This window comes from Agrobacterium tumefaciens (assembly GCF_009649785.1).
In the GTDB taxonomy this organism is placed as follows: domain Bacteria; phylum Pseudomonadota; class Alphaproteobacteria; order Rhizobiales; family Rhizobiaceae; genus Agrobacterium; species Agrobacterium tumefaciens.
The window spans coordinates 124,467-134,992 of sequence record NZ_WJOK01000015.1 but is presented as its reverse complement, the minus strand read 5'-3'; the positions used below and the strand labels follow the sequence as shown (position 1 = coordinate 134,992).

Annotated in this window: 14 protein-coding genes; 8 read left to right on the top strand and 6 right to left on the bottom strand. The window is 54.1% G+C overall.

Annotated features, from left to right (window positions below):
- Positions 1-340 (bottom strand): glutathione S-transferase N-terminal domain-containing protein (locus tag GH784_RS17190; RefSeq protein ID WP_194842977.1); only part of this gene is annotated, 340 nt, incomplete at its 3' end.
- 222 nt (positions 341-562) lie between these two features.
- Between GH784_RS17190 and GH784_RS17185 the strand changes: the two genes are divergently transcribed.
- The 4 genes from GH784_RS17185 (at position 563) to GH784_RS17165 (ending at position 4,158) form a co-directional block, all read left to right on the top strand.
- Positions 563-1,776, top strand: a protein-coding gene (locus GH784_RS17185) for an IS3 family transposase (RefSeq protein ID WP_153793589.1) whose coding sequence is annotated in 2 segments (ribosomal slippage) — positions 563-899 and positions 899-1,776 — 1,215 coding nt in all. Because the reading frame shifts where the segments join, the coding sequence is not laid out codon by codon here.
- Between the two features lie 69 nt (positions 1,777-1,845).
- On the top strand, positions 1,846-2,130 hold the full coding sequence (locus GH784_RS17180) for a winged helix-turn-helix transcriptional regulator (protein WP_010974412.1): 285 nt from the start codon (positions 1,846-1,848) through the stop codon (positions 2,128-2,130).
- Positions 2,131-2,756: 626 nt separating this feature from the next.
- Complete coding sequence (locus tag GH784_RS17170) at positions 2,757-3,269, top strand: GNAT family N-acetyltransferase (RefSeq protein ID WP_003517283.1); 513 nt, start codon at positions 2,757-2,759, stop codon at positions 3,267-3,269.
- 49 nt (positions 3,270-3,318) lie between these two features.
- Positions 3,319-4,158, top strand: coding sequence for a leucine-rich repeat domain-containing protein (locus GH784_RS17165; protein ID WP_323131478.1), 840 nt, complete (start codon positions 3,319-3,321; stop codon positions 4,156-4,158).
- Positions 4,159-4,208: 50 nt separating this feature from the next.
- Here GH784_RS17165 and GH784_RS17160 read toward each other — a convergent pair whose 3' ends face one another.
- Positions 4,209-4,946: an AraC family transcriptional regulator gene (locus GH784_RS17160; RefSeq protein ID WP_198928999.1), complete on the bottom strand. Its 738-nt coding sequence runs from the start codon at positions 4,944-4,946 to the stop codon at positions 4,209-4,211.
- A 115-nt stretch (positions 4,947-5,061) separates the two neighbouring features.
- Here GH784_RS17160 and GH784_RS17155 point away from each other — a divergent pair, with 115 nt between their 5' ends.
- The 3 genes from GH784_RS17155 (at position 5,062) to GH784_RS17145 (ending at position 7,371) form a co-directional block, all read left to right on the top strand.
- Positions 5,062-5,979 (top strand): NADP-dependent oxidoreductase, encoded by a 918-nt coding sequence (locus tag GH784_RS17155; RefSeq protein ID WP_003517277.1) that lies wholly within the window; start codon positions 5,062-5,064, stop codon positions 5,977-5,979.
- 156 nt (positions 5,980-6,135) lie between these two features.
- Positions 6,136-6,570: a MarR family winged helix-turn-helix transcriptional regulator gene (locus tag GH784_RS17150; RefSeq protein ID WP_003517275.1), complete on the top strand. Its 435-nt coding sequence runs from the start codon at positions 6,136-6,138 to the stop codon at positions 6,568-6,570.
- A gap of 54 nt (positions 6,571-6,624) precedes the next feature.
- Positions 6,625-7,371, top strand: coding sequence for an SDR family oxidoreductase (locus GH784_RS17145; protein WP_080581043.1), 747 nt, complete (start codon positions 6,625-6,627; stop codon positions 7,369-7,371).
- Between the two features lie 162 nt (positions 7,372-7,533).
- Here GH784_RS17145 and GH784_RS17140 read toward each other — a convergent pair whose 3' ends face one another.
- The 4 genes from GH784_RS17140 to GH784_RS17125 all read right to left on the bottom strand — a co-directional run bounded on the left by GH784_RS17140 (position 7,534) and on the right by GH784_RS17125 (position 9,893).
- The gene (locus tag GH784_RS17140; protein WP_236761979.1) at positions 7,534-7,923 is read right to left on the bottom strand and encodes a hypothetical protein; all 390 of its coding nucleotides are present in this window, start codon (positions 7,921-7,923) and stop codon (positions 7,534-7,536) included.
- A 179-nt stretch (positions 7,924-8,102) separates the two neighbouring features.
- Positions 8,103-8,414: a hypothetical protein gene (locus GH784_RS27280; RefSeq protein ID WP_003517269.1), complete on the bottom strand. Its 312-nt coding sequence runs from the start codon at positions 8,412-8,414 to the stop codon at positions 8,103-8,105.
- A 368-nt stretch (positions 8,415-8,782) separates the two neighbouring features.
- Entirely contained in the window at positions 8,783-9,187 is a 405-nt protein-coding gene (locus tag GH784_RS17130; RefSeq protein WP_112153475.1) for a host attachment family protein, read from the bottom strand.
- A gap of 343 nt (positions 9,188-9,530) precedes the next feature.
- Entirely contained in the window at positions 9,531-9,893 is a 363-nt protein-coding gene (locus tag GH784_RS17125) for a transcriptional regulator (protein WP_035252472.1), read from the bottom strand.
- 93 nt (positions 9,894-9,986) lie between these two features.
- Between GH784_RS17125 and GH784_RS27460 the strand changes: the two genes are divergently transcribed.
- Positions 9,987-10,526, top strand: coding sequence for a hypothetical protein (locus tag GH784_RS27460; RefSeq protein ID WP_035200927.1), 540 nt, complete (start codon positions 9,987-9,989; stop codon positions 10,524-10,526).

The window sequence follows — 10,526 nt, the reverse complement described above, 5'->3', positions numbered from 1 at the left end:
AAAGAAGTGGAATGAAGCCCTTGTGGATTTCGGTCGATAGGAAACTCAGCATCTCCTGCAGCTTGTAACGCTCGAAAGTGCCGTTGGCGGGAGCGAGGCCGGATTGAGGCTTCAGATCGGCCATGTATTGGACGATGGCTGGCCCCTCGAAAAGCATCGCGCCGTTCCCCACGTCCAGGGCCGGAATGTAGCCATTGGGATTGATGTCGTAATAGTCTTGGCCCCCTTCAGTCTTATGATCTTTGAAGTTCACCCTGACAAATTCGATATCCAACTCCAGTTCGTTGGCAACGATGTGTGGTGAGAGCGAGCAAGCGGCGGGCATGTAGTAGAGTTTCATTAGTCGTCTCCTGGATTTCAGTGCCTCGCGACATGTTGCACGAGGACCAAAATCCACTTAGTTGACGCGGTAGAGAAATGTAAGAACGCAAAATAATGTCATCTAGGTACATAAATTATACCGGTTTTCAGGAGGTGCGAATTTGAAAGTGAACTGCCCCCCATTTCGACCGGACAGTCGGCATAAGCAGAAAGGCTCAAGCACAGGCTTGAGGACAGGCTTATGTCTAACGAGTATCGACACGTTGAATTGCTGACGGGTGATGTTCGCCGCAGGCGGTGGACAACTGAGCAGAAGCTGACAATCATTGAGCAGAGTTTCGAACCTGGCGAGACGGTGTCTTCCACCGCTCGCCGTCATGGCGTTGCGCCCAATCTGCTTTACCGGTGGCGCAGGCTCTTGAGTGAGGGAGGTGCTGCAGCCGTGGATTCTGACGAGCCGGTTGTCGGCAATTCGGAAGTGAAGAAGCTGGAGGATCGTGTCCGCGAGCTGGAGCGCATGCTCGGCCGCAAGACGATGGAGGTCGAAATACTCCGCGAAGCCTTATCCAAAGCAGACTCAAAAAAACGGACATCGCGGCCGATCTTGTTGCCGAAGGACGGTTCCCGATGAAGGCCGTCGCCGACACGCTGGGCGTATCCCGTTCCAACCTCGTCGAGCGGCTGAAAGGCAGATCAAAGCCGCGCGGAGCCTACCACAAGGCCGAGGATGCAGAACTTCTCCCCGCCATTCGCAGGCTGGTGGATCAAAGGCCAACCTATGGCTATCGGCGGATCGCCGCGCTCCTCAATCGCGAGAGGCGAGCCGCCGATAAGCCTGTCGTCAACGCCAAGCGGGTTCATCGCATCATGGGCAACCACGCCATGCTGCTGGAGAAGCATACGGCCGTTCGCAAGGGCCGCCTCCACGACGGCAAGGTGATGGTGATGCGCTCGAATCTGCGCTGGTGCTCGGACGGTCTGGAGTTCACTTGCTGGAATGGCGAGGTCATCCGTCTCGCCTTCATCATCGACGCCTTCGACCGGGAGATCATCGCCTGGACGGCGGTCGCCAACGCGGGCATCTCCGGCTCTGACGTGCGCGAAATGATGCTGGAGGCGGTCGAGAAGCGGTTCGCAGCCACCCGAGCCCCACAAGCCATCGAGCATCTCTCGGACAATGGTTCTGCTTACACCGCGAGGGACACAAGGCTCTTTGCCCAGGCGCTCAATCTGACGCCTTGCTTCACGCCGGTGGCCAGTCCGCAGTCGAACGGCATGTCAGAAGCCTTCGTCAAAACCCTGAAGCGGGACTATATCCGCATCGCAGCACTACCGGACGCAGAAACAGCGCTCCGGCTCATCGACGGATGGATCGAGGACTACAACGAAATCCATCCCCATTCCGCGCTCAAGATGGCTTCCCCTCGGCAGTTCATCAGGGCTAAATCAAACTAGCCGACATGTCCGGTGAAACGGGGTGCACTCCAGAAAGACACCGTCACCGGTTGTTCCGTTGAGCTCGCAATGCATCTGCTGGGCGGAAGATGGCGTTTGCTAATCGCATCCTATCTCATCGATGGTCCAAAACGGTTCAACGAACTCAGGAGGCTCATACCGGGCATTTCTCAAAGGATGCTGAGCCTAGACCTCCGTGCATTGGAGGACGCCAGCTTGATTGCCAGAACCGTTTACCCAACAGTTCCCGTAAAGGTGGAGTATGCGCTCACCGAAGAAGGACGCCGTCTGGGTAAAGTTGTCGCAGTCGTTCAGGAATTCGGGCTTTGGCTGAAAGATAGGAATGCAAGCTGACCTGATGTCCGCTTCGGGCGGGGAACTGCCCTAATGCAAAGCACCAAGTGCGGTCGGGAATCTATCGGACGCGGGGAACTACCGGATTTTCAAGAAAGCCACGCCGGAAGGCTCTTGCAACAACCACGCCCAGTCCAAATCCCGATATCAATCTTGCTAGCAAAAGATCAGGCAATGAATAGGACGCCAGCCAATAAAAGGTTCCAAATGCCAAGAACGATGTTGAGACAAGGCTAAGCTGGCCGTCTGTTGCTGGCCGACGAAAAGCCACAGAATGAAACCCAGCGACGCCCCCAACCAAGCATGGCAACAACTGACCGAGAGTTATCGTTGGCTTCGCCGTAAGCGTGTCCAGATGGCAAAAGATGAACGCTAACAATCCGGTGCCAAGTAACTGCAACAATACGGCTCCAACCAGGCGTGTTCTGACGGAATATTTGGGTTTTGAGTAGCGAAAATATGTGACCAAGACGCCCTCCTTTGACGTGGACGCGTTCGATGGGCCGCGACCGCCTTAAAATTCGTACAACCTCAACTAGAGTTGAGGTCAAGGGGCAATGGCACAAGAGTCAACTTTTTGGCAGAGTGTCCGACGGGCGAGATGAGAGGTTTGCGTGCCAACCATTATGAGGACTAACCGACTGCTTCTTAGGGAAGTCGAGAAACAAGACCTAGACGCGTTGAGCAAGATTTACGCCGACCATGAATGCATGAAATTCTATCCAAGCACCAAGTCGTCATCGGAAATCCGGACTTGGTTTCAGGAGCTTTCATTCGACAGCTACCTCAAGCACGGCTTCGGCCTTTGGGCAGTAGTTGACCCTTCTTCTGGACAGGTCATCGGCGACTGTGGGATTACTCTCCAAGAAACCCCTGAAGGCACCGAACCGGAAATTGGGTATCATCTGTGGCGTGGCTTCTGGGGGAACGGCTTTGCTACTGAGGCTGCGACAGCTTGTCGGGGCCATGCGCTGAACACCCTTGGCCTGGGCAGGGTGGTCAGCATAATAAGCCCCGAAAATATACCGTCGCAGAAAGTCGCGGAAAAAGTCCATGACCGAATGGAGGTCTACCAAAAACGGCTCCAGAGCAGCGGGCGCATCGTAAATCGATACCTGTATATTAGCCAAGCTCAATGACCACTACGGGCCAACTGCGGTCTTCCGCTTCGCGCCAATTGTGGTCATTGTGGCTGCTGCTAAACTTCCTACTCTGCGGCTTCGAAAAAGCCAGCGAAACAAGTTTAGCTTTTATTTAAGATGTTGTGAGAACAGCTTAAATCCTAACGAAGTTGGTGCGGCTTTAGATTTGGAATATTTCTCAGCGATAGTTGGTACTTTGGAATTCCTTCGGGGAAGCCCTGACGGCATCCATCGCTCAGTAAAGAAGATTGAGCGACTTCCTGTTCCCAGCGAATTGAGTTGGTGCTTAGAAGGTGCTCCGCTAGTAGATTTCTGCGGACTCTCTGACGTTGAGCACGTAACGTCCCTTTATCTTGTTGAATGCCGCAAGCTCACCTCCTTTCGGGGGATCGCAACGCGATTTCCGAAGCTCAAAACTCTTTGGGTCTATTCATGTGATCAACTGAATACCCTTGATGGGTTGCAATTTTTGAAGGAACTCCAAGCTCTAACGATCTGGCCGTCCTTCTCCGGTAAGAACAAAGTTGACACGTTTTCGCCACTCTCTGACTTCACCTCACTGAGCACACTAATCTTCTCGGGCAATGTCAGCGATGGTTCGTTGAAGCCTCTTTGGGGGTTGAAACTGCTTCACCAGCTTTTTCTGTCAAACAATTTCCCTTGGCAGGAATTTGCTCAGTTCGAGGCCCAGCGACCGGATGTCAATTTCCCTTGGAAAGGCGGCGTTGTCTATAATGCCAACCCGGCAATATTGACCTGTCCATCCTGCGGTAAACCGCAAGCACTGCTGACTGGTAAGGGGATCAGGCTGTGCTGTCCCGATTGCGATGCTGATCGCCTAGCTAAGCACATCAAACGCTATACCGAATTGTCGCGCAACTCCTGATTTTTTTCCACGGCAATGACCGGTTTGGGCCATCATCAGACATAGGATACTCACGCCAACCGCTTGTAAGGTTCAGGCCCGCAGAGAAATGCGCCGGGTGTTGTTGCGGTCACCTGTCTGAACGCGAAGGAAAACGCAGCAGTGCTTGAGAAGCCTGCATCACTCGCCACCTCGGCAACTGACTTACCTCGAGCGAGTTGCTCCATCGTTCTAACAATCCGCGCTCGTTGCCTCCAGGCTTTGAGCGTCATTCCCGTCTCCGCCGGGAACAGGCGGCTTACCGTGCGAACAGAGGTCGCAGCGCGTGATGCCAACTCGTTCAAGTTCATGCGATTGCGATGATCGCCAAGAGCGATCTCAGCTACCCTCTTTGCGACAGGGTCACCTGGCATTGGAAGGTAGGTCGGCGCATCTGACACTGCGCTCAATTCAAGAAGTATCAGCCTCACTACAAGTTCTGCTTTAACCGACGATGCATCGTCTTTGACAGCCGCGGCAAGCAGTGAGTGCAGTAACGGTGTGACCTTGGATGCGAAGGCTCGATCCGGGAAATTTGGAGGAGCCCAGGTCGCGATTGCAGATGGTTCCCACTGCACCATCCAAAGCTCGGCGTCCGTTATGATATCCAGACGATGGGGAACACCTGCCGGAATCCATGCCGCAAGCTGAGGAGGTACAAGCCAGACACCTTCGTCAGTATGAAGCTGGATCATACCCGATGCGGCGTAAGTGAGTTGGGCGTCATCGTGGGAATGTAGTGGCAGAGCTGAACCGCTTGGTTTGCTCATGCGATGGATCGTGAAAGGCGGGTTCATATGATTGGCCTGTCTTCGATGTGGATTGGCATCACATCGGGAAGATACACATTTATAACGGAGCAGATCAACATTCGGGAGAAAAACAATGAGAGCTGCTGTTATCCGGGAGTACGGGTTGAACGATGTGGTGGAGATCGTTGAAGTGGAACGGCCAGAGCCGGGTGAAGGCGAGCTCCTGGTCCGGGTCCATGCGGCTGGTGTGAACCCGGTGGACTGGAAAATTCGCGGTGGTACGGGCCAGCGCATGGGGATGACCCTGCCAATTCATCTTGGGGGCGAACTTGTCGGCACGATCGAGAAGGTCGGCGCTGGCGTCGACAGTTTTCAGCAGGGTGAGACCATCTTCGGTATGGTACATACGGGTGCCTTTGCAGAATATGCGGTTGCCGAGGCACAAAATGTCGTTCGGGTGCCCGATAATATCGACATCATTCACGCAGCGGCTCTTCCACTGGCAGGCTCCACGGCATGGCAGGCGCTTTTCGACGAAGCAGGACTTTCTGCCGGACAGCGTCTTCTGATCACCAACAGTTCGGGTGGGGTTGGTTCTCTTGCCGTGCAGTTGGCCAAAGCAAAAGGAGCGCACGTCACGGCAGTTGCCTCGGGCCGTAACGAGGAGTTTGTCCGGGCTCTTAGGGCTGACGAGTTTATTGACTACACGACCCTACGATTTGAAGACGTAGCCCGCGACATTGACGTCGTGCTCGATACAATGGGTGGTGAGGTATTTCAGCGCGCCTTCAAAACCCTCAAGAAGGACGGGTTCATGGTCACGGTTGTAGCCTTTCCCGACGACGAAGCCGAGCGCTACGGCGTCCACGTGAACAGGTCATTTACAGTTCCGAGCGCGCGCAACTTGGCTTCCATTACGCAGTTGGTTGAGGCTGGCAAAGTTGTGGCGCACGTTGATATGGTTCTGCCTCTAGACGCGATCCGAGAGGCGTTTGCGCTATCTGAGGCTGGACATGTCCGTGGCAAGATCGTTCTCAAACTCACTGACTAAACTCTTATCTCCAGATCGCTTGCCTTCATTATGTCGGTTCAGTGGAAATTGCAGACGTCAGTTTCGCGCCAAAAGCGGTCATCGCATAAATTCAAGGAATGCCTGTTCTAAGGTATATGGCTTACGTCCTCCGAGCAGAAATGCTTAATACCAGGAATGACAGAGCCTACACCCGAACAAATTGAAAAACTCGCTACCGCCTTTGAGCGCTTTACCCGTCGTTTTAAGGTCGCGGAGGCAGCGGCCGTTATGCAAAACTCGCTTAACCCCCTCGACATTCAGGCGCTTCTTTTCATTGATGAGCATCCCGAGTGTAATCTGGGGGATGTAGCCCGGCATCTTCAGGTCGCGCTGACGACAATGTCGTCTTCGGCCGACCGGCTGGTCCGTCGGGAGATGATTGAACGGCAGCGGCCTGAGGCAAACCGCAGGTCGGTGGCTCTGAGGATCACGGACAAGGGGCAGCAAGTGGTCGCAGGCTATATCGATGGATATCGAGCCTCCTGCAAAGCGATGCTGCGGGCGCTTAATACCGTTGACCAAACCGAATTTCTGAGGATTACCCAACAGATCGCAAAATACGAAGGTTGAATATTACGAATTTCGTAGTATGTCTCTAACATCGAAATGATCAGGGACGTCATCATGACCCACACATCGCCCACTGCACTCGTCACAGGAGCAAACAAGGGTATTGGCCTCGCCATCGCACGGCAGCTTGGCGCAGCCGGACACACGGTCTGGCTGGGGTGCCGAGATATCTCACGGGGTGAGATGGCAGCTTTCGAACTGAGAGAAAACGGGGTTGACGCCCGTGCAGTGCAACTCGATGTTACGGACGATGTGAGCGCGTCCAGTGCCGCCAAAACTATCGAGAGTGAAGTCGGGCATCTCGACGTTTTGGTCAACAACGCCGGGCTCATGTTTGGTTCGCCTCCCTCTCTTGCCGAGGAGTCAATTGACGAGATTCAGCAAATGTTCAACACCAACGTTTTCGGGGTGATGCGCGTCACTCAAGCCTTCTTGCCGTTGTTGCGCAAATCGAAGGCGGCCCGAATCGTAATGATGAGCAGCGGCCTCAGTTCGTTGACGGATGCCTTGGACATGCGGAGCGAAACATGGACGGTCGGTTTTGGCGGATACTGCGCCTCAAAGACTGCACTGAACATGTTGACCGTCAAGCTTGCGAAGGAGCTTGATCGGGAAGGGATCAAAGTGAATGCGGTAGACCCCGGCCTGACATCGACTGATATGACAGGCAACGGACCGGGGCACTCACCTGAAGATGGCGCACGCCCCGCATTCGCTCTAGCAACGACGCACGCATATGGACCGACAGCAGGGTTCTACGCTTGCGCTCCATCAGGCGAACTTGTGCAAAAGAGTTGGTGAGACGCATTCAGCGATTATGGGATGCGGGCCGACCGGTTCCGCATCTCAATGTCTCCTTCGGGCCGACAGGAGACGCTCTGCCTCAAGAAGGGTTGCCGTCGGCTTTTCCGTCATCCCCGTTGCTCGGTTTCTTGCTATTTTTCTCTGAGTGTATGTTGAATCTCACATCCTGCGCTCGGTACTCTTAAGTGAGCTGGAGAGCCCGGAAACGCGACTGGCCTCACGCTGCTGCAAGACATGCCGGGATTCGGCCAGTATCTCGCGATACCTTTGGATCTTGGTTGCTTTCATCCTGAATAGGTCGTCGACTGATACCGTTGCCTGCTGCACCGGAAAAGCCACTTCGTTTTCCAGAAGGTCGAGCAAAAGGTTTCGCATCACTGCGTTTTCTTCTCGAAGTTTCGCGAGCTCAATAGCCTTCCCACTCGACTCAAATTTCCGTGCGATAGCTTTGTCGATATCGTATTCGACAAGCAGAATCTTGGCGGCATAGTACCGGCAAGCAAAGAATGCTGTGACGAGCGCGCATAACGCGATGACAATGTAGATCATTTCGACCTCCAGGTTATCCTGAAAGTCGATATTCGGAAGCCGGATTTCAATACGCGATTCACTCGACAAACCAAAATGGCTCCTCTTTGATGAGCAACCGGGGCCGTAAACGTATCAAGTTCATCGTGATTGAAACGGTGACTGTCAGACGCTTCGATCTTACATATTTTGGCGTCTTGTTACCTTAACAGGTACTTCGCCTTCCTCACGGGGTATGCGAGAGGCTCACCATTTTCCAAGATGAAACCCATACGGTACATGCATCTGCGCATTTCGGGAGAGCCATACGCACCTGCATAAATACCGACGGGGTGGTATGATGGGTAAGATTCAAAACTGCATCTGTCGAGTGCCGACCGATAGGCGATCTCACGTACGTAGTCACCCGTCACCGGAACCGTGCCGTAAAGATGCCATTGAGTCCGCGCTTCCGCGACTGCTGCCGTGAAGGTAACGCTCAGTATCACGCTTAGAGCCAGCTTGAGTTTCATGACACGCCTCCAAATAAACAATTATGACGAGCAACGGAGATTTCGTCCGGTTTGTTCCCTCGCTCAAACGCGTTTGCGCAGTTGTGGTCTCGTCGCCCTCACGGTCGGAGTACATGCCACTTGCTTTTCATCTTTGGACCAACTCGGAAGTGACGTCAGCTTTGCGCCTTCGTGCCGGCTATTCAGATCAGTCCCGCCGTCTCCTGAAATAAGACGTAAGCAAGAAGTCGTGGCGTCGTTTTTGTCAGGGACAGTCTAGTAAAATTTGGCAACACTACATTGTTGCCGATTCTCTACATTCCCAACGAGCGCCAAGCAAAAACCCCGCCGGGGATGGCGGGGCCGATCACGCCGTTTAGATGCAGAATTTAAGCGGCAGCGAGTGCTTTCTCGATATCCTGCACAGAATGGCCAGTCAGATCTTTATCCAGCTCTCCAATAAGAACGTCCGACAACGACTTATGGTAGCCCTTGCGCATCTCACCCAGTGTGCGCGGTGCCGCGACAATCACCAGACTTTTAATCTTGCCCTCAAGCACCTGCTTGTTCAGCATATCCGTAACACCTGCACCAAACCCGTCTTCGTCTTGCTGACTATCGTCGGGATTAGCCGAGCTACTGGAATGTCGGGCGCCGGAAGAGATCTTCGAGCTGTCGATCGCCGGATCTGGCAACGCTGTCAGATTGACAGTCGCCGCATCTCCGTCGTTCCGAAAAAGGCTAAGCTTTTCGCCATCGGCAACGGCAACGACCGTGTTCTGCGGAAGCTTCATGTTGATCTCCTTGGTGAGCAGCTCGAGCCCAGATGGCCGACCCTGCTTGTTTCTGTCAGAGAATAACCTCGCTACAGACCATCCGTTCCGCAGTCTGCCCGACAAAACTACAGGATTGGCGTATCGCCGTGATCAGTCACCCCAGCAAAATGCTTGATGGCCTGCCTCGCGCCATCGCTGTGGCAGAGGGTCAGTCGAGGCTGCTTTACCAGGCGCAGACCCCTGGAACGAACTCGGCAGCGAAAATCTTCCGCGACAATGCTGGTGAGCGGTACGGCACATACCGACCCTCTAATCTAAAACCGCGTCCACATGAATACCGTATAAAACATACTTGGTAAAATCAGGCATTTCCGGCCGCCGCGGCACCACCAAGCGCGGCAAAAACCTGCGGGGAAAACTCAAACTGTCGAGCCGTTCCTCGTCCCATTGAGTTTCTTCCCAGCGTTTCCGTAAGGATGCCCCGTCGGACCAAGAGTTCAATGGTTTCGATCACCCCACCACGCGTCATGCCGGTAATATCAATTACATTTGAGAGTGTTAACTTCTGATGCGCCTGGTGCATCAGGTAGAGAATATTCATCATGCCGATCTGTTTGATGCGCGACTGCGCCGATTCACCGTCGATCGGCTTCTCCAGGATTTCACGCACCGCAAAAACGGACAAGGCCTGACTTTGCCATCTTTCACTTAAATTGCTTGCCATCGTTTTAACTATCTATTATTTGCATAGTCAAATAATTGAGACGAGTCGCCGTTCAGTTGAGGCGGACATTTAGGAAGACGGAGAGTAGGGGGCATGAAGGGCCTTTTCTTTCGAATGATCATAGCAGCGTCAGGGTTCGTTTCACTCTATACCATTTCGGAGCGAAGCGCTCGTGCCGACGAATGGGGGTGCCAGGTTATCCTGTGCTTATCCAATCCCGGCGGTCCGACCCAGTATGGCGAATGCAGGCCGCCCGTCGAGAAGCTTTGGAGGTGGTTGGCAAAAGGGCGTTCGTTTCCAACTTGCGCGGGCGTGGGTTTTCAGACCTCTCGCCCTTTTTACGAACCATATTACTGCAACGCCGGCTACCGCTTATCTGCTGGCTACGGTCCCAGGGGACGTGACGCGACGTGCATTTCCACGTCACTGCAAGCCGTGAGCGACAGCTTTTGCCGGCGAGATCGAGACGGTGGCGATCCGAACAAAGGCTCTGTCACGTCACCGAGGTGGCAAAGGGTAGACGGGCGATACCAATGCCTGGCCAATACCGTGGCGCGACCCCTGGTCCGCGAGAAACCTCGATACGTCGATGTGACGATTGAGGGCGTCGGCACGCAGAGGGTGTGGTTCTGA

What these genes read in the sequence shown, in the direction of transcription:
- GH784_RS17170 (WP_003517283.1), top strand. Translation starts at nt 2,757, where the DNA reads ATGAGGACTAACCGACTGCTTCTTAGGGAAGTCGAGAAACAAGACCTA.
- GH784_RS17145 (WP_080581043.1), top strand. Translation starts at nt 6,625, where the DNA reads ATGACCCACACATCGCCCACTGCACTCGTCACAGGAGCAAACAAGGGT.
- GH784_RS17150 (WP_003517275.1), top strand. Translation starts at nt 6,136, where the DNA reads ATGACAGAGCCTACACCCGAACAAATTGAAAAACTCGCTACCGCCTTT.
- GH784_RS27460 (WP_035200927.1), top strand. Translation starts at nt 9,987, where the DNA reads ATGAAGGGCCTTTTCTTTCGAATGATCATAGCAGCGTCAGGGTTCGTT.
- GH784_RS17155 (WP_003517277.1), top strand. Translation starts at nt 5,062, where the DNA reads ATGAGAGCTGCTGTTATCCGGGAGTACGGGTTGAACGATGTGGTGGAG.
- GH784_RS17130 (WP_112153475.1), bottom strand. Translation starts at nt 9,187, where the DNA reads ATGAAGCTTCCGCAGAACACGGTCGTTGCCGTTGCCGATGGCGAAAAG.
- GH784_RS17125 (WP_035252472.1), bottom strand. Translation starts at nt 9,893, where the DNA reads ATGGCAAGCAATTTAAGTGAAAGATGGCAAAGTCAGGCCTTGTCCGTT.
- GH784_RS27280 (WP_003517269.1), bottom strand. Translation starts at nt 8,414, where the DNA reads ATGAAACTCAAGCTGGCTCTAAGCGTGATACTGAGCGTTACCTTCACG.
- GH784_RS17140 (WP_236761979.1), bottom strand. Translation starts at nt 7,923, where the DNA reads ATGATCTACATTGTCATCGCGTTATGCGCGCTCGTCACAGCATTCTTT.
- GH784_RS17180 (WP_010974412.1), top strand. Translation starts at nt 1,846, where the DNA reads ATGCATCTGCTGGGCGGAAGATGGCGTTTGCTAATCGCATCCTATCTC.
- GH784_RS17160 (WP_198928999.1), bottom strand. Translation starts at nt 4,946, where the DNA reads ATGAGCAAACCAAGCGGTTCAGCTCTGCCACTACATTCCCACGATGAC.